This is a genomic window from Specibacter sp. RAF43 (genome assembly GCF_052114065.1).
GTDB lineage: Bacteria > Actinomycetota > Actinomycetes > Actinomycetales > Micrococcaceae > Specibacter.
This window is the reverse complement of record NZ_JBFREA010000017.1, coordinates 1-17,980: the sequence shown is the minus strand read 5'-3', so window position 1 is coordinate 17,980 and position 17,980 is coordinate 1. Positions and strand designations below refer to the sequence as shown.

Here is a 17,980-nt window from a genome sequence, read left to right as displayed (position 1 = left end):
TCGCGGCAAAAACATGGGGTTGACCCCTTGTGATGCATCTTACGTGTGGGTATTCTCTACAACCATAGAATAAAAACAGGAGCTGCCGCATATCGGCCGCCCCGCCAGGAAAAGAGAAGCAATGACAGCCTCCACCGACGTCGACGTCGCCCCCCACTCACTGGCAAGCGCCGCGGAGATCGCGTCCGTGCGGGACATCCTCCAGTCTTCCGGGCTGTTGGGGGAGTCTGCCCGCATTGCCTACCTCGGCCTGCTGGATCCGCCACGTGGCGCCACCGCGCTCAACCGCCGCTTCCGGGTATTCCTGCACGACGTTTCCGGCGCCGCCGCACGGGACGCGGTGGTCTCCGTGACCCTTGGAACCGTGGAATCCGCCGTCGAACTGGACACGGCCACCGCCGGGGAGCTTCCCGTGCTGGAGGAGGAGTTCGAGGTGGTGGAGTCGATCCTGGCCAGCCACCCTGAATGGCTCAAGGCCCTGGAAGCACGCCAGCTCGACGTCGCCAAGGTCCGTGTGGCCCCGCTGTCCGCCGGCGTCTTTGAATACCCGGAGGAAAAGGGTCGGCGGATCCTGCGCGGGCTGGCGTTTGTCCAGAACTTCCCGGAAGACAGCCCATGGGCGCACCCGGTGGACGGGCTCGTCGCCTACGTCGACGTGACCAACAAGTCGGTCGACGCCGTGCTGGACTTCGGCGTCGTTCCCGTCCCGGCCGAACATGGCAACTACACCGACCCGGAGCTGACGGGACCGCTGCGCGGGACCCAGCGGCCCATCAGCATCACCCAGCCGGAGGGGCCCAGCTTCACGCTCACCGGCGGCAACCACGTTGAATGGGAGAAGTGGAGTCTGGACGTGGGCTTTGACGCGCGCGAGGGAGTCATCCTACACAACCTGGCGTTCGACGACGGCGGGCGCCGCCGCTCCATCATCAAGCGCGCCTCGATCGCCGAAATGGTGGTGCCCTACGGCGACCCGTCCCCCGTGCGGTCCTGGCAAAACTACTTTGACACGGGCGAATACCTGGTGGGCCAGTACGCCAACTCGCTGGAGCTGGGCTGCGACTGCCTCGGGGAGATCACTTACCTGAGCCCGGTCATCAGCGACGCGTTCGGCAACCCGCGCGAGATCCGCAACGGCATCTGCATGCACGAGGAGGACTGGTCCATCCTTTCCAAGCACTCGGACCTGTGGAGCGGCATCGACTACACGCGACGCAACCGCCGCCTGGTGGTTTCCTTCTTCACCACCATCGGCAACTACGACTACGGCTTCTACTGGTACCTCTACCTGGACGGCACAATCGAGTTCGAGGCGAAGGCCACCGGCGTGGTGTTCACCAGCGCCTACCCCGGCAAGGGGTACCCCTACGCCTCGGAACTCGCCCCTGGGCTGGGCGCGCCGTACCACCAGCACCTGTTCGGGGCGCGGCTGGACATGGCCCTGGACGGGCTGGCCAACCGCGTCGAGGAGGAGGACATCGTGCGCGTTCCCATGGGCGAGGGCAACGAGCGCGGCAACGCCTTCACCCGCAAGCGCACCGTCCTGGCCCGGGAGTCCGACGGCGTCCGCGAGGCGGACATGCGCGCCGGGCGGACGTGGGTGGTCACCAACCCGACGTCCCGCAATCGCCTGGGCGAGCCGGTGGGCTACAAGTTGCACCCACAAGGCCAGCCCATGCTGCTTGCCGATCGGGCTTCCTCGGTGGCCCAGCGGGCCGCCTTTGCCACGAAGGACCTGTGGGTCACGCAGTTTGCCGAAGGGGAGCGCTACCCGACCGGCGACTTCGTCAACCAGCACGGCGGCGGGGCCGGCCTGCCGTCCTATATCGAGGCGGACCGCGAACTGGATGGCCAGGACATCGTCCTCTGGCACACCTTTGGCCTGACGCACTTCCCGCGCGTGGAGGACTGGCCGATCATGCCGGTCGACTCCGTGGGGTTCAAGCTGCGCCCGGAGGGCTTCTTTGACCGCAGCCCCGTCCTGGATGTACCGGCGAGTACCCAAGCCGGACACCACGGCGAGCAGGGTCACCAGGGTGAGGCCGACGGTGGCGACCAGTGTCATTGCTGACACGGTAGGCCGTGTCCGCCGCCCACGGCGGGTCGGGATCCCGGCCCGCCTGTGCGCGGCCGTCGCACTGGCATCGGTTGGCGCGCATGTCTGGATGGCGTGGGAACACCGCGCCATGCCGTGGGAGGGCGGGCTTATGGTCCTCATGGCCGCCGCGTGCCTTCCATGCGTCGTGGCCGTGTGGCGCCGCGCCCACGACCGCGGCGTGCGGCTTCTCTTCGTGATGGCCTTGGCCATGGTCGCCGTGCACGCCATCGTGCTTCTGGCACCGGCCTCCCAGACGGGGCACGTCCATGGCGGCGTGGGATCGATGGATTCCATGGGAGCGGCGGGCGGCGGCGGCATGGCCCCTGCCGTGCCGCAGGCGGCCTCGATGCTTGGCGTTATCGCCCTTGAGCTGGCCGTCGCGATGTTGGCCGCGTGGGTGATGCGGCGGGAGCGGGCCTGCCGGGGACCGGAGACCCGGTAAATGCGGGCACGCTGCAAGCCCACGGAGGCGGATCCGGGAGCCGGCCGGAACCCGGACGAGGCACGACGACGGCACCCCCAAAAGGCGGGTGCCGCCGTCGTACCTCGTACTGTCGTACTGTCGTAACTCGTATGGGTGCTAGCGGGCAGCGGCGGCCGCGGTCGGCTGGCGCTTGTCAAAGATGGTGGCACCCACTTCCTGCTCGGCCTGGTTGGTGACGCTGAGGTCGATCCCGGAACGGTCCTTGAGCATGATCACCGCGGCCAGGCCGATGAGCGTGGTGAGCAGCAGGTAGCTGGAGATGGCCAGGCTGGTGCCGGTGGCCTGCAGCAGCCACTGGGCGATCAAGGGGGAGAAAGCGCCGCCCAAAATGGCGCCGATGGCGTAGGAGATGGAGACGCCGGAGAAGCGGACCGAGGCCGGGAAGATCTCGCTGTACCAGGCCGCCTGCGGGCCGTAGGTCAGGCCCAGGCCAAAAGTGAGCAGCAGCAACGCCAGGTACAGGGCCCACAGCTGGCCCGTGTTGATCAACAGGAACAGCGGAAACACGGTCAGGGCCATGGCGATATAACCGACAATATAGGTGCGCTTGCGCCCCACCCTGTCGGCCAGGACGCCCGCCAAAGCCGTGAAGATCAGCCACATGGCCGCGGCAAAGGTCATGGCGATCAACACGGGCGTCTTGGCCAGGCCAACGATGCCGTCGGGGTTGGTGGCGTAGCTGGGGATGAAGCCGCCCGTGGCCATGTACCCGGCCGCGTTGTTGCCCACAAACACCAGCGCTGCCAGGATGACCAGGAGCCAATGCTTGCGGAACAGTTCGACGACGGGAACCTTGGGCTGCTGCTTCTTTTCGGCGATCTCCAGGAACACCGGGCTCTCCTCCACGGCGCGGCGCACAAAGTAGCCGACGCCGATCAACACGAAGCTGAGCAGGAACGGGATGCGCCAGCCCCAGGCCAGGAATGCCTCGCCGGGGGCGATGACGCCGGTCATCAGGGCCATGACCCCGGAGGCCAGCAGCAGCCCCAGCGGCACGCCGAGCTGCGGGAACGAGCCCGCCCGCCCGCGCTTGTTGGCGGGGGCATGCTCGACGGCCATCAGGACGGCGCCGCCCCATTCCCCGCCTGCGGAGACACCCTGGAGGATGCGCAGGACCAGCAGCAGCACCGGGGCCAGCACGCCCGCCGTCTCAAACGTGGGCAGCAGGCCGATCAACATGGTGGAGATGCCCATGAGCAACAGGGTCAGCACCAGCATGGCCCGGCGGCCAATCCTGTCCCCGAAGTGGCCGGCCAAAAAGGCGCCGAGGGGGCGGAAGAGGAAGCTGATGCCCACCGAGGCAAACGCGAGCAGCAATCCGATCTGGGCGCCGGCCGGTTCAAAGAACAGATGGGCAAATACCAGGCCTGCGGCCGTGGCGTAGATGAAGTAGTCGTACCACTCGACGGTGGTGCCGATCAGGGTCGCGAATGCGACGCGGCGCTGCGTGCGCCGCGGGTCCACGGCTGGATTGTTGCTCATGTTCTTAGTCCTTGACGGGGTTTGGGTAGCTGCCGGCCCGGCTTGCGAGTGAACGCGACGGCGGGGCAGGGCATGGGCGGCGGGGTGTAATTAGTGTCACACCAAAACATCCGCGGGTAAACTTATGAAACTAGGGAAACTAATACGGTTTTATGAAAGAAGCGCTGATGCCCAGGTTCACCTTCCGGCAGCTGGAGCTGTTTGTGGCTCTCGCCGACTTTCCCACGCTCAGCGAGGCCGCCGCCTCCCTTCACTTCTCCGAGTCCGCGCTCTCGCAGGCCATTACACGCCTGGAAACCGCCGTGGGGGAGCAGCTGTGCATCCGCCGCAAGTCCCGGGGCCTGGACCTGACCCCTGCGGGGGAGCACTTCGCCATACGGGCCAGGGCGCTGCTGGGCAGTGCCGAGGACCTGCTGGCGGAGATGAGCGGCGCAACGGGGACGTTGAAGGGGCCCGTGAAGCTGGGTTGCTTCGCCAGCTTCGCGGCCAGCGTGCTGCCGGCGATCTTGGGCGGCATGCCCAAGGTCCATCCCGGCGTGGAGGTGGAGGTCGTGGTGGGCACCCACGACGAGCTGCTGCCCGCGCTGGAAAGCGGCCGGCTGGACCTGGCCATTGTCTATGACATGGAACTGCCAACCGGCTTTGAGCGTCGGACCATCTATGAGACGGAGCTGCAGGCGGTGCTGCCCGTCGACCATCCGCTGGCGCAGCAGGAAACCGTGGACCTGGCCCAACTGGCCCCGGAACCTCTCATCATGTATGACTCCAGCCCCAGCACGGCCAACACGCACAGGGTCTTCGCGGACCGCGGGCTCCGGCCGAACATCGTGGCCCACATGCCGCAGATCATCCTGGTCCAGGCGCTCGTGGGCCGGGGTCTGGGCTACGGGCTGCTGATGTCGCGGCCCAACTGGGCGCCGGTGACGTTGGAAGGCCTCCCGGTGGCCGTCCGGCCGCTCACCCGGCCGGCCAGTCGGACCACCATCAGCGGCATCTGGCCCGCGCACGGCAGCCTCAGTCCGCGCGCCCGGGCGCTGCTGGACTTCACGGTGGAGACCTTCAAGGCCGGGACCGGCGGGCAGCCGGTGCCATGACGGGGCCCCGATGCTAGGCTCCAAACAGAATTCCGGGTGGAGGCGGCATGGGCAGGCTCAGGGTCACGGACTGGTGGGAGCGGTTCTTCGCCGTCGGCATCGTCCTGAAGGGCTTGGACGGCGTCCTGGAACTGGTGGTCGGAACGCTGCTGCTGTTCATCTCCCCGGCCAGAATCCATGAACTCGCCGTCATCGTCACCCAGCCGGAGCTCTCCGAGGACCCCGACGATTTCATCGCCACCCACCTCCTGCACACGGCCGCCGGCGTCACCGGGGCCGCGGTGGTCTTCACGGCGCTGTACCTGCTGGCCCACGGGATCGTCAAGGTCGTCCTGGTAACGGCCCTGCTGCTGGACAAGCTGTGGGCCTACCCGTGGATGATAGCTGTCCTGGTCATCTTCATCCTGTACCAGCTCTACCAACTCACGCTCACACCGTCGGCCGGGCTCATCGCCCTGACCGTGTTCGATATCCTGATCGTGGTACTGACCTGGCACGAGTACGGCCGGCACCGCCACCGCCGAAAGCTGGAAGGACAGTCGTGAAAATTCTTGTCGTGGGAGCCGGGGCCACCGGCGGCTACTTTGGCGGCCGGCTGGCCCAGGCGGGGCGGGACGTGACCTTCCTGGTGCGGGCGGGCCGGGCCGAGACCCTCCGCCGGCGCGGGCTGCGGATCACGGGCCTGGGCCGGGACGAGACCGTCACGCCCCGGCTGGTCACGGCAGGCGAGCTGCGGGAGACGTTCGACGTCGTGATCGTCACCGTCAAGGCCGCCGGGCTGGCCGCCGCCATCGCCGACCTCCGCCCCGCCGTCGGCCCCGACACGGTGATCATCCCCTTCCTCAACGGCATGGCCCACCTGGACGCGCTGGCCGCGGCGTTCGGGCCGGAGAAGGTGCTCGGCGGCGTGGTGCGCGTGGTCACCACCATCAACGACGACGGCGACATCCTCCAGCTCAACCCGCTCGCCACCTGGGACGTCGGCGAACCGACCGGCGGACCCACCGAACGCGTCCGGCGGATCCTTGCACAGATTGACGTCCCGGGCTTCACGGCCCAGGCCATCCCCGACGCGCTCGCCGCCATGTGGCACAAATGGGTGTTCATCGTCACCGCCGGGGTGGTGACGTGCCTGATGCGCGGGCCGGTCGGCGCCATCGTCACGGTGCCGGGCGGCGGGGCGTTTGTCCGGGCCGCCCTGGCCGAGGCCGCCGCCGTGTCTGCCGGGGCGGGCCATCCGGTGCCCGCTGCGGAATTCCAGGCGTCGCTGGCGTTTCTCACCGCACCGGGGTCCGCGTTCACGTCCTCCCTGTACCGGGACGTGACCGCCGGGCTGCCGAACGAGACCGAGCACATTCTGGGCGATTTCACCCGCCGCGCCAGGGACCTGGACGTCGCCACTCCGCTGGCCGACCTCGCCCTGATGCAGCTGCGCGTGCACGCGGCCGGGTAAATCCAGCCTCCGCGCCTCGCCGGGGACGCCGATATGGACATTCGCCGGTGGTCTACCACCAGCGAATGTCCATATCCTCGTCCGGGCGGGACGGGCTAGGCGGTGAATTCCGTCAGCACGATCTTTCCGCCCCCATGGCCGGCCATGCTGGCCTCGAAGGCGGCGGCGGCGTCCTGCATGGGGAAGGTGGCGGCCACGTCCACGCTCAGCGTGCCGGCCTCGATGAGTGCGGTGAGCCGGTCCAGCTCGCGCGCATCCGGGCGCACCCAGATGTGGCGGCCGCCGTGTTCAACGACCGAACGGTCGGCGATGGACGCGTGCCTGCCGCCGGGCTTGCACAGTACGAGCGTGTCGGCCAGGACGCCGCCGGCAAAGTCGGCCACGGCGTCCACTCCGTCCGGGGCGAGCTCGTGCACGCGCCGGACGAGGCCGTCGCCGTAGTCCACCGGCTCTGCGCCGAGTTCGCCCAGGCGGCCGTGATTCCTCGTCGAGGCCGTGGCGATGACCCGGGCACCGGCGTGGACGGCCAGCTGGATAGCAATGCGCCCCACCCCGCCGGAGCCGTTGTGGATCAGCAAGGTCTCGCCCGGCTGAAGGTTCAGGGCGTCAAGGGTGCGCTGCGCCGTCAGGCCCGCAAGCGGCAGGCCGGCGGCCTGCTCCCAGGTGAGGGTTCGCGGTTTGCGTGCCACCATGGCCACCGGCAGGGTCACAAGTTCGGCAAAGGTGCCGCCCTGGACCGTGTCCCGCCGGCCGTAGGAATACACGTGGTCGCCCGGGGAGAATTCCGGGGTGTCAAAGCCCACCGCCGCCACCACCCCGGCCACGTCCCAGCCCGGCACGACGGGAAATGTGGTGTCCATGATCCCGTCGAGGTTGCCGGCCATGATCTTCCAGTCCACCGGGTTGACGCCGGCCGCCTTGACCTGAATCAGCACTGACCCGGGGGCGACCTTGGGTGCGGGCAACTCCGTTGGCGCCAGGACCTCCGGGCCGCCGTACCGTGCATAAGCCATGGCCTTCATACTGATCTCCCTTTCCCGTGGGTGCGCTCTGTGGGGCTAACCTCGCCGCCGCCGCGAAGATTCCCGTCCCGGTCTGCGCCGGGCTCGTGCCGGGTTTGGCGCGGCCTGGAACGGATACGCTACGGAGATGACCCAGGCACCGCAACGTTACGCGTACGGCCCCGACCCTTCGCAATGGGCGGAGCTGTACCTGCCCGCGCAGCGCAGCCGTCAAGGCGTGGCCGTCGTGATTCACGGCGGTTTCTGGCGCGCCCGCTACACGGCCGAGCTTGGCGCCCCGCTGGCCCGCGACCTCGCCGCGCACGGGGTCCCCGCCTGGAACCTGGAGTACCGGCGGCTGGGCAACGGCGGCGGCTGGCCGGAGACGTTCGACGACGTCGCGCACGGGATCGATGCCCTGCGCGCCGCCGCCGCCGACCACGAGCTGGACCTGGGCCACGTGGTGGCCCTGGGGCATTCGGCGGGCGGCCAGTTGGCCGTCTGGGCGGCGGGCCGGGCGGGCCTGCCGGCAGCGGCGGAAGGCGGGACGGACCCGGTGGCGGTGACCGGCGTCGTCAGCCAGTCGGGGCTGTTGAACCTGGCCGAGGCGCAGCGGCTGGGCCTGAGCAACCACGCCGTCACCGCGTTGCTGGGTGCGGACGTGGCGCGGGCGGATCCGCTGGCCGCCGTGCCCCTGGCCGTGCCCGTCTACGCGGTCCATGCCAGGGACGACGACGACGTCCCCGCCGCCCAGAGCCGCAGTTACGTCGACGCCGTGGCAGCGGCGGGCGGGACGGCCGCCTATGTGGAGGTTCCCGGAGACCATTACGCGCTGATCGACGTCACCACCGAGGCCTGGGCCGTGTGCCGGGAGCTGGTGCTGGCCAATCTTCCGCGGGCGTAAAGTGTGGGGAAACCGCTTTGTGGAAAGGATGGCAATGCCGCACAACACCCGCACGATCGAGGCTGGAATCGAGACGGATTTCAGCGACAAGATGAGCTACGGAAGCTATCTGGCCCTGGACACGCTGCTGAGCGCCCAACAGCCCGTCAGCCGGCCCGTCCACCACGATGAAATGCTCTTCATCATCCAGCACCAAACCTCCGAGCTGTGGCTGAAACTGGTGCTGCACGAACTGCGTGCCGTGCGCTCCTATTTGGCCGCCGACAATTTGCGCGCCGCCATGAAGGGCGTGGCCCGGGTCAAGCACATCCAGCGCTCGCTGACGGACCAATGGTCGGTGCTGGCCACCCTGACCCCGAGTGAGTACGCCCAATTCCGGGGTGACCTGGGCTCGGCGTCGGGGTTCCAGTCATACCAATACCGGGCCGTGGAGTTCATGCTGGGCAACAAAAATGCCGGCATGCTCAAGGTGTTTGAAGCCAACCCGGAGGCGCACGCCATGCTGGCGGAAATCCTGGGGCAGACCAGCCTGTACGACGAATTCCTGGCCCTATTGTCCCGGCGAGGCTTCGCGGTCCCGGCCGAACTGCTGGGGCGCGACGTGACGAAGGCGCACGTGTTCAACGAGGACCTGGTGCAGCTGTTCCGCGTCGTGTACGAACAGCCCGATGAGTATTGGGACCTGTACGAGGCCTGCGAGGAATTGGTGGACCTGGAGGACAACTTCCAGCTGTGGCGCTTCCGGCACGTGCGCACCGTCAAGCGCATCATCGGCATGAAGACCGGCACCGGCGGCTCCTCCGGCGTGGGCTTCCTGCAGCGGGCCCTCGACTTGACGTTCTTCCCGGAGCTGTACGCGGTGCGCACCGAGATTGGGCGGTAGCCGCCGCGCCCGGTGCAGTGCCAAGGGTGCGCCGAATGAGGGGATCGGGGCGGGCATATGCTGGAGATGGCGCGGCAAACGGTCCCTTGCCGGACCGTTCCTGCCGGCCGACGGCCACCGCAGGCACCGAGGCAARGGATACAGACTATGACGCAATGGCAGGAATCACTTCCGGTATGGGGCCCGGCCTGGGCCGCGGTGCGCGACCTCGACGCAACGGTGGACGGCCCGGTTGTAGCCATCGCCGGTGCGGTGCCTGAACGGTTGATCGCCTGGCCCGCAGACGGCGCCGAGGCGCAGATCACCGCCATCGACGGAGCCGTGCTGACGCTGGCCACCGCGGACTCCTACGCCGCCCGCCAATTTGCCGCCGCGCATGGCTTGCGCGAGTCCGGGGCGCTGGTCCTGCTGAGCGCGCTGACCGACGACCTCGATCTGGTGCCCGTACTGCCCGCCGACGCCTACATCGCCGAGGCCCCGATGCCCAACTACGACGCCGTTGAGGTGGCCCTTTTTGACCGTCCCGTGGCGGAGGGGCGGATCCGGCTCCAAGAGGCGTTGGCGGTGTTGGGCAACTTGCGGGTCTATGACGGCCACGACGAGCTTGTGGGCGTGTTTGAGACCGCCATGGTGGCGTCCCTGGGCGACGAGGCGTTCCTGCACGGCGCCGACGTCCTGTACCTCGTGGCCGACGCCGCCCAGGCCGAACGGTTCCTTGCGGCGGACGGCTGGTCGAAGGTGGCGGAGCTGCTCAGCTTCACGCGGTAAATCGGGCGTGCGCAACTATTCTTATGCGCCGGACCGGTGCGGAGTCTGGCGCCCGTGGCCACGCTGCGCAATACTCGCGTTCGGTCCTGCGCATAGCGGAATAAAAATTTGCCTATGCGCGTCACCCACCGGTGGGCCGTGCGCATAGTGCCCGCATTGGCATGGTTCGCCGCCGAGGGTGCGCGGCACGTGGATGGAATTCTCTCGCACTGCCGGAAATTGCAACCATGCACGCGGGAGCGCCGCAGCGCACCGGCTTTCATGGCGCCCGCGGGGCGGCCCGGCGCGAACCGTGGCAGAATTGGTGGCGGCCCGGGTGCAGACGGGCCCAGTGATAATACAGCCGGCCGGCCGCCCCTCGGGGCGGGGGCTGGCGAACCACTTCCCCCAACGATTTGAGACCATCACCATGTCCTCGCTGCAAAGCAACTCCTCCCCCGCCCCAGCCCCTGCACTTAAGTCCGGGCCCGTGTTTGCGGCCGTCGGAAGCCGCTACTACGGCATCCTGCTCGCCTGCATGGCGGTCATCGTCATCCTCTCCAACATCGGCGCCTCCAAGGGGGTGCAGTTCGGTCCGATCGTGACGGACGGCGGCTTCTTCCTGTTTCCCTTCGCGTACATCCTCGGCGACGTAATCAGCGAAATCTACGGCTTCAAGATGGCGCGCAAGGCCATTTTCACCACGTTCGCGCTATCCGTCTTCGCATCCCTGGCGTACTGGGTGATCATCGCGCTGCCCGGCTTCACCGACGACTATGGAGTGGCCAAGCAGAACGCGCTCGAGGTCGCACTGGGCCCGGTCCCGCAGATTGTGCTGGCCAGCCTGCTGGCCTTCCTGGCCGGGCAGACCATCAACTCGCTCATCATGGTGCGGCTGAAGGCCCGCCAGGGGGAGCGGAAGTTGTGGGTGCGGCTCATGGGCTCCAGCGGGGTCGGCGAATTTGTGGACACCCTGATCTTTTGCACCATCGCCGCGCCCGTGATCGGCATCGTCGGCTTCGGCATGTTCGCCAACTACGTCATTGTCGGGTTCCTGTACAAGACCGGCGTCGAGTACCTGCTGGTCCCCGTCACCACGCTGGTGATCGGCTGGGTCAAGCGCCGCGAACCCACGTACGGGGCCTGAGCCGGGCGCACCGGCCACCGGGACGGGCCCGCGGATTGATTAGTTGACACTTCAACTAAATTGCTGAGACAATTTTATTGAAGCTACAAGCAATTGCTGCCCGGTACCCGGTCCGGACAGCCCCCGATCCCCGAAACGGTGAGAATTTCATGAACACCCCCGCCCTGTCCACGGCCGCCCGCACCATCTTGCGCATAGTGGTCGGCTTCCTCTTTGCCGCCCATGGCTGGCAGAAATACAACGAGTTCACCATCGCCGGCACCCAGGGCGCCTTTGCCCAGATGGGCGTCCCCGCGGCCGACCTCGTGGCCCCCGTCGTGGCCACACTGGAACTGGCCGGCGGCATCGCCCTGGTCCTGGGCGTCCTGTCCCGCCCGATCGCGGCCTTGCTGACCCTCAACATGGTCGGCGCCATCGTCCTGGTCCACGCACCGGCGGGCGTCTTCGTCGAGGCCGGCGGCTTTGAGCTGGTCCTCCTGCTGGCCGCGGCGGCACTGGCCGTGGTGCTGGTCGGCCCCGGCCGCCTGTCGCTCGACCACGCCATGTTCGCCCGCAAGAACTCCAAGCTGGCCGTGCTGGCCTAGCCGCGACGTCGCCCGGAGCCGGTTGCGGCCCGGGCGCAGCGGTACAAGCTCCACCAGAAAGGGGCGCGGCCCTTCCGTCCGGAAGGCCTGCGCCCCTTTCGCATCCCCCCGCGCCCCGGGGTCCCGGGCGGCGCTGCAGGGCCGGCCCGGCGCTACCGGCCCGGATAGTACCGGCGCAGGGTCTCGGCCTTGAACTCGAAGAAGGTGCCGTCCTCGATGGCGAGGCGGGCGTCGTCGACCATCTTCACCACGAACCGCTCATTGTGGATGGAGACCAGCGTGGCCGAGACCATCTCCTTGGCCCGGAAGAGGTGGTGGATGTAGGCGCGGCTGTAGTTGGCGCAGGCGTAGCAGTCGCAGCCCTCCACGAGGGGCGTGAAGTCCCGCTTGAAGCGGGCGTTGGACAGGTTCGCCCGGCCGTCGGGGGTGTAAAACGCCGAGGTGCGGGCCACCCGGGTGGGGGAGACGCAGTCAAAGGTGTCCGCCCCGTTTTCGATGGCCGTGAAGATGTCGTCGGGTTCGGAGATGCCCAGCAGGTGCCGCGGCTTGTCCTCCGGCAGTTCTTCGGCGCACCACCGCACGATCGTGCCCAGGTTTTCCTTCTCCAGCGCTCCGCCGATGCCGAACCCGTCAAAGTTCATCGCGCCCAGATCGACGGAGGCCTTCCGGCGCAGGTCCTCGTACTGGGCGCCCTGGATCACCCCAAAGAGCGCCTGGTAGGGCTTGCCCGTGCGCTCTTCGGTCAGCCGGAAATGCTCATCGATGCACCGTTGTGCCCACAGCCGGGTGCGTTCCAGGGACATCTCCTGATACGCGCGCGAGTTCAGCAGCGTGGTCAGCTCGTCAAAGGCAAACATGATGTCCGCCCCGATCTGGTGCTGGACCGCCATGGAGACCTCGGGGGTGAAGCGGTGCATGTCCCCGTTCAGGTGCGACTTGAACCAGACGCCGTCGTCGTCAATGTGGGCCAGCCGCTCCTTGCCCGCGGCCACCGAATCGTCCGCGCCGGCGTGCGGGGAGGCGGCCGCGGCGTCCATGTTGATGACCTTCTTGAACCCCGACCCCAGGCTCATGACCTGGAATCCGCCGCTGTCGGTGAACGTGGGCCCCGGCCAATTCATGAACCGGCCCAGCCCGCCGGCGGCATCCAGCACGTCCGGGCCCGGCTGCAGGTACAGGTGGTAGGCGTTGGCCAGCAGCGCCTGCGCGCCGAGCCGGGCCATGGACTCGGGCAGCACGGACTTCACCGTGGCCTTGGTGCCCACCGCGATGAATGCGGGGGTCTTGATGGTCCCGTGCGGGGTGGTGATGACTCCGGTGCGGCCCAGGAAGGGGCCGCCGTTGCGGTCGACGGCGGCTGCCGCGGGCGCGCACGAATCGTTGAGCCGGGTGCCGACCCGGAAGGCGAACTCGCCCTGCGCAGCGGAACGTCCGGGCACGGCTGCGGGCACGGTGGCGGGGTCCGGGGCAAAAAGGTCCGTGAGGGTTTCTGGGGAGGGCATTCACCCATTTTGCCAGTCTTTGGACCGGACCCGCCCATGGCGCCTGGTTCTCGACCACGGACGGACGGATCGGGACACAGGAACGGTGGTGAATTTACGGATGTGAAAGTTTTTTCGCAAATTCCCTATCGCGACGTACCKGCATGTCCTTACCATGAACTGTCAAAAAAAGTAATTGGGGACCGCCGATCCGAAAGACGATCCAAAAGGAGCCGCAATGTCCATTTCGAACACTACGCACGAATCACCTACCCGCGGCCCGGCCAAACCGCTCCCCTATGTCATCAGCGGAATTCTGCTGGCCGCGGCCATTGTCCTGCCGCTGAGCGTGCCCCTGTACGCCCATGCCGATCCACACCTCTTCGGCTTTCCTTTCTTCTATTGGTACCAAATGATGTGGGTGCCCATCTGTGCGGCCCTAATCGGCATTTCCTACAAGCTCATGATTACCGAGGACAATCGACGCCGGGCCGACGTGAAGGGTGCGGGCACCATTAACGGCAGCTACGACGCCGAAGGTGACGCGAAGTGAGCGCCCTGCCGAGCGCCGTGGTCACGGCCACGCAGGCAGCGCGGGGCGTCGACGTGACCGCGCTGGTCGTCGTCGTCGTTCTCTTTGTGCTGGTGGGCGTCCTGGGATTCTATGCGGCGCGGTGGCGCGGCGGCGGCACGGACGGGCTACACTCCCTGGATGAGTGGGGCCTGGGCGGGCGGAAGTTTGGTTCGTGGATCACCTGGTTCCTGCTCGGTGGCGACCTGTACACGGCGTACACCTTTGTGGCGGTGCCGGCGGCCATGTGGGCGGCGGGGTCCGTCAGCGGATTCTTCGCCGTGCCCTACACCATCGTCTTGTACCCGATCGTGTTCTTGCTCATGGCCCGGCTGTGGTCGGTCTCCAAGCGGCACGGCTTCGTCACGACCGCGGACTTTGTGGGCGGGCGCTACGGCAGCAAGCCGCTGTCGCTGGCCATTGCCGTCACCGGCATCATCGCCACCATGCCCTACATTGCGCTGCAGCTGGTGGGCATCAAGGCCGTGCTGACCGTGCTGGGCGTGGGCAGCCCCGGCAACTGGTTCCTCAATGACCTGCCGCTGATCATCGCATTCGTGGTGCTGGCCGCCTACACGTACACGTCCGGGCTGCGCGCCCCGGCCATGATTGCCGTGGTCAAGGACGTGCTCATCTACCTGGCCGTGATTGTGGCCATCATCTACCTGCCGACCAAGTTTGGCGGCTGGGAGCACATTTTCGGTGCCGCCCAGGAGAAGATGACCACCGTGAACCCGGCCACCGGCAAGGTTCCCGGCCCGTTCATTCCCGGTGCCGACAGCTACTCCGCGTACGCGACACTGGCGCTGGGCTCGGCCATGGCCCTGTTCATGTACCCCCACTCCATCACCGGCGTGCTGGCCACCAAGAGCCGCAACACCATCCGCAAGAACGCCGCCGTGCTGCCGCTGTACTCCCTGGTGCTGGGATTCCTGGCCCTGCTGGGGTACGTGGCCATCGCCGCCGGCACACACCCGGTGGAGCTGGACGGCAAGACGATCAACCCCCAGCTGGTGGTCCCGCAGCTGTTCCTGGACAACTTCCCGTCCTGGTTTGCCGGGGTTGCCCTGGCCGCCATCGCCGTGGGCGCCCTGGTGCCGGCGGCCATCATGTCCATCGCGGCCGCCAACCTGTTCACCCGGAACATCTACAAGGACTTCTTCAAGCCCGACGCCACCCCGCGCCAAGAAGCCCAGATGTCCAAGGTGATCTCCCTGGTGGTGAAGTTTGGGGCGTTGATCTTCGTGATCGCCATGGACCAGTCCACGGCGATCAACATGCAGCTGCTGGGTGGGATCTGGATCCTGCAGACGTTCCCGTCGATCGTGACCGGCCTGTACACGCGCTGGTTCCACCGGTGGGCGCTGTTTGCCGGCTGGGCGGCGGGCATCATCTTCGGCACCGCGGCCGCCTACAATGTCGTCAACCCGGTCACCCACGCCCACTTTGGCGGGTCCATCGCCGCCATCCCGGGCACGGACGTCAAGGTTTACATCGCCATCACCGCGTTCGTCGTGAACGCCCTCGTGGCGGTTATCCTCACGTTCATCCTGCGGGCCCTGAAGGTGCGCGAGGGCAAGGACATCACCAAGACCTCCGACTACGGCGCCAACGAGGACGACCCCGAGGTCTCGGCGTTTGCCGCCCGGTCCGTGGACACCACCGGCCCGGTCATCTAGCGGTGGCTCGGGTGTGCAGATGGTGCGGTTCACCCGCATGATCTGCGCACCCGGGGGCGTTGGCGCCCCCGGGCGCTTATGCACCGGGGCGCGCCGGTCAGGCGTCGGGGTAGTTGGCCTCCATGAACGCGTCCCAGTGGGAGGCGATCGCATCCAGGGCGGCCGCGCCCAGGCCGTAGGTGGAGGCGATGATCTGCGCCCCGGGGTGTTCGCGCAGGCCCTCGACGGCCTGCTGCTGGGCCAGGATGAGCAGCCCGTCGCCGTGTTCGGCGTAGTCGGCCACGGTCAGGCCCAGCTGGGTGCTCCCGCGGTACCACACCTTGCCTTTTAAGGTGGCGCCGGTGGTGAGGGTGAGTTCGTACGGCTCGCCGGGATCCGGGAGCCAGCCGGTGTCAATGCCGAGGGCGTCCCACAAGTTCACGTGGTTGGCGCTGGTGCCGTCCACGAAGATCGTCCGCCGCGGCGTGTGCGGGTGGCGTTCCAGTGCAAACTTCAACTGCTGGATGAAGACGCTCCACCCCTCGGTGATGTCGGCGTCGTACTTGGCCCATTCCCCGGTGGCCTGTCCGCGGGTCAGGGTCAGCAGCGTCCCGTCCGGGCGGGGCTCCAGGGTGAAGACGTCGCCCTGGTTCATCTCCAGGCGGAGGTGGTCGGGGCTTTCCGTGACGTCGTCGTAGATTTGATGAATTTCAGCGTCCAGCCCCTCCGTTTGCCAGCCGTGCCACTGGGCAATCCTGGCCGGTTCGCGCAACATGAGCCACACCTGTTCGGCGTCGGCGTTGACGAGGACCGAGAGTTGATTCTTGTCCATGAAACGTAATCTACGCGGGTTTCCCGCAACGGGCTAGGGCGGGGCGCCCGGCGTGGCTGCGCCGTACTTTAGCGCCCGAGCCCGGCGTAGGCGATGGCCTGGCGGACCAGGGCGCCGCGGCCGCCGACGAATTCCGCCTGCACGCCGGGGCTGAGCACTTCCTCCGGCGTCATCCACGTCAGTTCCAGGGCGTCCTGGCGGGGCTCGCATTCCCCGGTCACCGGGATCACGTACGCCAGGGCGACGGCGTGCTGGCGCTCGTCGGTGAACCCGGTTTGCGAGGGCGAGGGCAGGTACTCGGCCACCGTGAACGGCACGGGACTGATGGGCAGCTGCGGGAACGCCAGCGGCCCCAGGTCCTTCTCCACATGCCGGACCAGTGCGGCGCGAATGGTTTCCCGGTACAGCACCCGCCCGGAGACAAGGGTGCGGACCATGCTGCCTTCCTCGTCGGCCTGCAGCAACAGGCCCACCTCGTTCACGTAGCCAAGGGGGTCGAGCCGGACGGGCACGACTTCGACGTAGACCATGGGAAGCCGGTTCCGGGCCTCGTACAGGTCCTCGTCGGACAGCCAGCCGGGATAGGGATCGGGAGTGCGGACGCTCATATACAAGTTGTACCCCATGAACGCCCCGGCCCGTGTTTCCCGGCGCACGCATTGCCGCGGCAGCGGCCGGCGTCGTTGCGCACGCGCGGCAACGCCGGGAACGTCCTGTTGGTCGGCGCGGCGGGGGATTAGTGTTGCCCCATGGTTGAACTCCCCGAGCTCCTGCTCCCCGACGCGGCGGCGTGGCGTGCCTGGCTGGCCGCCAACCACGCCACCAGCCCCGGGGTCCGGCTGGTGCTGCACAAGAAGGGCGGCACGGTCACGGCCCTGGACTATGCCCAAGCCCTGGATGAAGCGCTGTGCTTTGGCTGGATCGACGGCGTCGTCGGCCGGCGCGACGACGGCAGCTACCTCCAGCGGTTCACGCCCCGCACGCGGACCAGCAAGTGGTCCCAGAACAATGTGGACAACATTGCCCGGCTGACCGCCGCGGGCAGGGTCATGCCGGCCGGGCAGGCCGCCGTGGACGCGGCCCGGGCGGACGGCCGCTGGGAGGCGGCCTACGCGGGCCAGGCCGACGCCCGGCTGCCCCAGGACCTGGCCGACGCCGTCGCGGCCAACCCGCGGGCCCAGGCCATGTTCGACGTGCTCACCGCCGTCAACCGTTACGCCCTGATCTACCGCACCACCACGGTAAAGACGCCGGCGGCCCGGGCCGCGAAGATCGCCCGCTTCGTGGACATGCTGGCCGCGGGCCAGACCCCGTATCCGCAAAAGCGCCGCCCCGGCAGCTGACCCGCAATACCCGGGAGCTGACCCGCAATACCCCGGGATCTGACCCGCAATAGATGTCGAAAAATGGGCGAAATGAGCCTGTTGCGTTTTGATTTTGGGTGGGCGCGGGATTGGTGCTGCTGCTGGGGGCGGGATCGCTGGCCTCGCGTTGGAATCGGTGCTGGATCGTGAGTTGGGGCCGCACCACGGCTTGTGGTTGTGGGGTGGCCCCTTTTTGG

The 17,980-nt window shown here is 67.7% G+C and carries 18 protein-coding genes; 13 read left to right on the top strand and 5 right to left on the bottom strand.

All coding sequences use genetic code 11. The features are described 5' to 3' along the window. The first annotated feature begins 121 nt into the window (after positions 1-121). Complete coding sequence (locus AB4Y80_RS10820) at positions 122-2,071, top strand: primary-amine oxidase (RefSeq protein WP_442214128.1); 1,950 nt, start codon at positions 122-124, stop codon at positions 2,069-2,071. 94 nt (positions 2,072-2,165) lie between these two features. Next, the gene (locus AB4Y80_RS10815) at positions 2,166-2,540 is read left to right on the top strand and encodes a hypothetical protein (RefSeq protein WP_442214127.1); all 375 of its coding nucleotides are present in this window, start codon (positions 2,166-2,168) and stop codon (positions 2,538-2,540) included. 138 nt (positions 2,541-2,678) lie between these two features. On the opposite strand, the gene AB4Y80_RS10810 is transcribed toward AB4Y80_RS10815, so the two are convergent. Next, on the bottom strand, positions 2,679-4,064 hold the full coding sequence (locus AB4Y80_RS10810; protein WP_442214126.1) for an MFS transporter: 1,386 nt from the start codon (positions 4,062-4,064) through the stop codon (positions 2,679-2,681). A gap of 167 nt (positions 4,065-4,231) precedes the next feature. Here AB4Y80_RS10810 and AB4Y80_RS10805 point away from each other — a divergent pair, with 167 nt between their 5' ends. From AB4Y80_RS10805 to AB4Y80_RS10795, 3 genes are read left to right on the top strand one after another with little or no spacing between them, the layout of a single operon-like run. Further along, positions 4,232-5,158: a LysR family transcriptional regulator gene (locus tag AB4Y80_RS10805; RefSeq protein WP_442214125.1), complete on the top strand. Its 927-nt coding sequence runs from the start codon at positions 4,232-4,234 to the stop codon at positions 5,156-5,158. Positions 5,159-5,205: 47 nt separating this feature from the next. Further along, entirely contained in the window at positions 5,206-5,703 is a 498-nt protein-coding gene (locus tag AB4Y80_RS10800; protein ID WP_442214124.1) for a DUF2127 domain-containing protein, read from the top strand. Continuing rightward, a complete protein-coding gene (locus tag AB4Y80_RS10795) occupies positions 5,700-6,611 on the top strand; it encodes a ketopantoate reductase family protein (protein ID WP_442214123.1) in 912 nt (303 codons plus the stop codon). The genes AB4Y80_RS10800 and AB4Y80_RS10795 overlap by 4 nt, the downstream gene beginning before the upstream one ends. Before the next feature lie 95 nt (positions 6,612-6,706). Here the strand turns inward: AB4Y80_RS10795 and AB4Y80_RS10790 are convergent, their stop codons facing one another. Then, a complete protein-coding gene (locus AB4Y80_RS10790) occupies positions 6,707-7,633 on the bottom strand; it encodes an NADP-dependent oxidoreductase (RefSeq protein WP_442214122.1) in 927 nt (308 codons plus the stop codon). A gap of 127 nt (positions 7,634-7,760) precedes the next feature. Between AB4Y80_RS10790 and AB4Y80_RS10785 the strand changes: the two genes are divergently transcribed. The 5 genes from AB4Y80_RS10785 (at position 7,761) to AB4Y80_RS10765 (ending at position 11,877) form a co-directional block, all read left to right on the top strand. After that, positions 7,761-8,516: an alpha/beta hydrolase gene (locus AB4Y80_RS10785; RefSeq protein ID WP_442214121.1), complete on the top strand. Its 756-nt coding sequence runs from the start codon at positions 7,761-7,763 to the stop codon at positions 8,514-8,516. A 28-nt stretch (positions 8,517-8,544) separates the two neighbouring features. Beyond that, positions 8,545-9,399, top strand: coding sequence for a tryptophan 2,3-dioxygenase (gene kynA / locus AB4Y80_RS10780; RefSeq protein WP_442214120.1), 855 nt, complete (start codon positions 8,545-8,547; stop codon positions 9,397-9,399). Between the two features lie 147 nt (positions 9,400-9,546). Beyond that, positions 9,547-10,167: a hypothetical protein gene (locus tag AB4Y80_RS10775; protein WP_442214119.1), complete on the top strand. Its 621-nt coding sequence runs from the start codon at positions 9,547-9,549 to the stop codon at positions 10,165-10,167. A gap of 409 nt (positions 10,168-10,576) precedes the next feature. Then, positions 10,577-11,293: a queuosine precursor transporter gene (locus AB4Y80_RS10770; RefSeq protein ID WP_442214175.1), complete on the top strand. Its 717-nt coding sequence runs from the start codon at positions 10,577-10,579 to the stop codon at positions 11,291-11,293. A 149-nt stretch (positions 11,294-11,442) separates the two neighbouring features. Then, positions 11,443-11,877: a DoxX family protein gene (locus AB4Y80_RS10765; protein ID WP_442214118.1), complete on the top strand. Its 435-nt coding sequence runs from the start codon at positions 11,443-11,445 to the stop codon at positions 11,875-11,877. A 152-nt stretch (positions 11,878-12,029) separates the two neighbouring features. Here the strand turns inward: AB4Y80_RS10765 and tgt are convergent, their stop codons facing one another. Beyond that, a complete protein-coding gene (gene tgt / locus AB4Y80_RS10760; RefSeq protein ID WP_442214117.1) occupies positions 12,030-13,379 on the bottom strand; it encodes a tRNA guanosine(34) transglycosylase Tgt in 1,350 nt (449 codons plus the stop codon). Positions 13,380-13,596: 217 nt separating this feature from the next. On the opposite strand from tgt, the gene AB4Y80_RS10755 reads away from it, so the two are divergent. Beyond that, entirely contained in the window at positions 13,597-13,911 is a 315-nt protein-coding gene (locus tag AB4Y80_RS10755; protein ID WP_442214116.1) for a DUF3311 domain-containing protein, read from the top strand. Continuing rightward, positions 13,908-15,608 carry a monocarboxylate uptake permease MctP gene (mctP, locus tag AB4Y80_RS10750; protein ID WP_442214114.1) on the top strand — a complete coding sequence of 567 codons (1,701 nt, stop codon included), beginning with the start codon at positions 13,908-13,910 and terminating at the stop codon, positions 15,606-15,608. The genes AB4Y80_RS10755 and mctP overlap by 4 nt, the downstream gene beginning before the upstream one ends. A 97-nt stretch (positions 15,609-15,705) precedes the next feature. Here mctP and AB4Y80_RS10745 read toward each other — a convergent pair whose 3' ends face one another. Both AB4Y80_RS10745 and AB4Y80_RS10740 read right to left on the bottom strand, forming a co-directional pair. After that, positions 15,706-16,419 carry an SRPBCC family protein gene (locus AB4Y80_RS10745; RefSeq protein WP_442214113.1) on the bottom strand — a complete coding sequence of 238 codons (714 nt, stop codon included), beginning with the start codon at positions 16,417-16,419 and terminating at the stop codon, positions 15,706-15,708. Between the two features lie 68 nt (positions 16,420-16,487). Further along, positions 16,488-17,027, bottom strand: coding sequence for an NUDIX hydrolase family protein (locus AB4Y80_RS10740; RefSeq protein WP_442214112.1), 540 nt, complete (start codon positions 17,025-17,027; stop codon positions 16,488-16,490). A gap of 141 nt (positions 17,028-17,168) precedes the next feature. Between AB4Y80_RS10740 and AB4Y80_RS10735 the strand changes: the two genes are divergently transcribed. Further along, positions 17,169-17,762 carry a YdeI/OmpD-associated family protein gene (locus AB4Y80_RS10735; RefSeq protein ID WP_442214111.1) on the top strand — a complete coding sequence of 198 codons (594 nt, stop codon included), beginning with the start codon at positions 17,169-17,171 and terminating at the stop codon, positions 17,760-17,762. Positions 17,763-17,980 lie beyond the last annotated feature (218 nt).

What these genes read in the sequence shown, in the direction of transcription:
- AB4Y80_RS10765 (WP_442214118.1), top strand. Translation starts at nt 11,443, where the DNA reads ATGAACACCCCCGCCCTGTCCACGGCCGCCCGCACCATCTTGCGCATA.
- kynA (WP_442214120.1), top strand. Translation starts at nt 8,545, where the DNA reads ATGGCAATGCCGCACAACACCCGCACGATCGAGGCTGGAATCGAGACG.
- AB4Y80_RS10810 (WP_442214126.1), bottom strand. Translation starts at nt 4,064, where the DNA reads ATGAGCAACAATCCAGCCGTGGACCCGCGGCGCACGCAGCGCCGCGTC.
- AB4Y80_RS10800 (WP_442214124.1), top strand. Translation starts at nt 5,206, where the DNA reads ATGGGCAGGCTCAGGGTCACGGACTGGTGGGAGCGGTTCTTCGCCGTC.
- AB4Y80_RS10805 (WP_442214125.1), top strand. Translation starts at nt 4,232, where the DNA reads ATGCCCAGGTTCACCTTCCGGCAGCTGGAGCTGTTTGTGGCTCTCGCC.
- AB4Y80_RS10740 (WP_442214112.1), bottom strand. Translation starts at nt 17,027, where the DNA reads ATGAGCGTCCGCACTCCCGATCCCTATCCCGGCTGGCTGTCCGACGAG.
- AB4Y80_RS10770 (WP_442214175.1), top strand. Translation starts at nt 10,577, where the DNA reads ATGTCCTCGCTGCAAAGCAACTCCTCCCCCGCCCCAGCCCCTGCACTT.
- AB4Y80_RS10815 (WP_442214127.1), top strand. Translation starts at nt 2,166, where the DNA reads ATGGCGTGGGAACACCGCGCCATGCCGTGGGAGGGCGGGCTTATGGTC.
- AB4Y80_RS10755 (WP_442214116.1), top strand. Translation starts at nt 13,597, where the DNA reads ATGTCCATTTCGAACACTACGCACGAATCACCTACCCGCGGCCCGGCC.
- AB4Y80_RS10735 (WP_442214111.1), top strand. Translation starts at nt 17,169, where the DNA reads ATGGTTGAACTCCCCGAGCTCCTGCTCCCCGACGCGGCGGCGTGGCGT.
- AB4Y80_RS10775 (WP_442214119.1), top strand. Translation starts at nt 9,547, where the DNA reads ATGACGCAATGGCAGGAATCACTTCCGGTATGGGGCCCGGCCTGGGCC.
- AB4Y80_RS10745 (WP_442214113.1), bottom strand. Translation starts at nt 16,419, where the DNA reads ATGGACAAGAATCAACTCTCGGTCCTCGTCAACGCCGACGCCGAACAG.
- tgt (WP_442214117.1), bottom strand. Translation starts at nt 13,379, where the DNA reads ATGCCCTCCCCAGAAACCCTCACGGACCTTTTTGCCCCGGACCCCGCC.
- AB4Y80_RS10790 (WP_442214122.1), bottom strand. Translation starts at nt 7,633, where the DNA reads ATGAAGGCCATGGCTTATGCACGGTACGGCGGCCCGGAGGTCCTGGCG.
- AB4Y80_RS10785 (WP_442214121.1), top strand. Translation starts at nt 7,761, where the DNA reads ATGACCCAGGCACCGCAACGTTACGCGTACGGCCCCGACCCTTCGCAA.
- AB4Y80_RS10820 (WP_442214128.1), top strand. Translation starts at nt 122, where the DNA reads ATGACAGCCTCCACCGACGTCGACGTCGCCCCCCACTCACTGGCAAGC.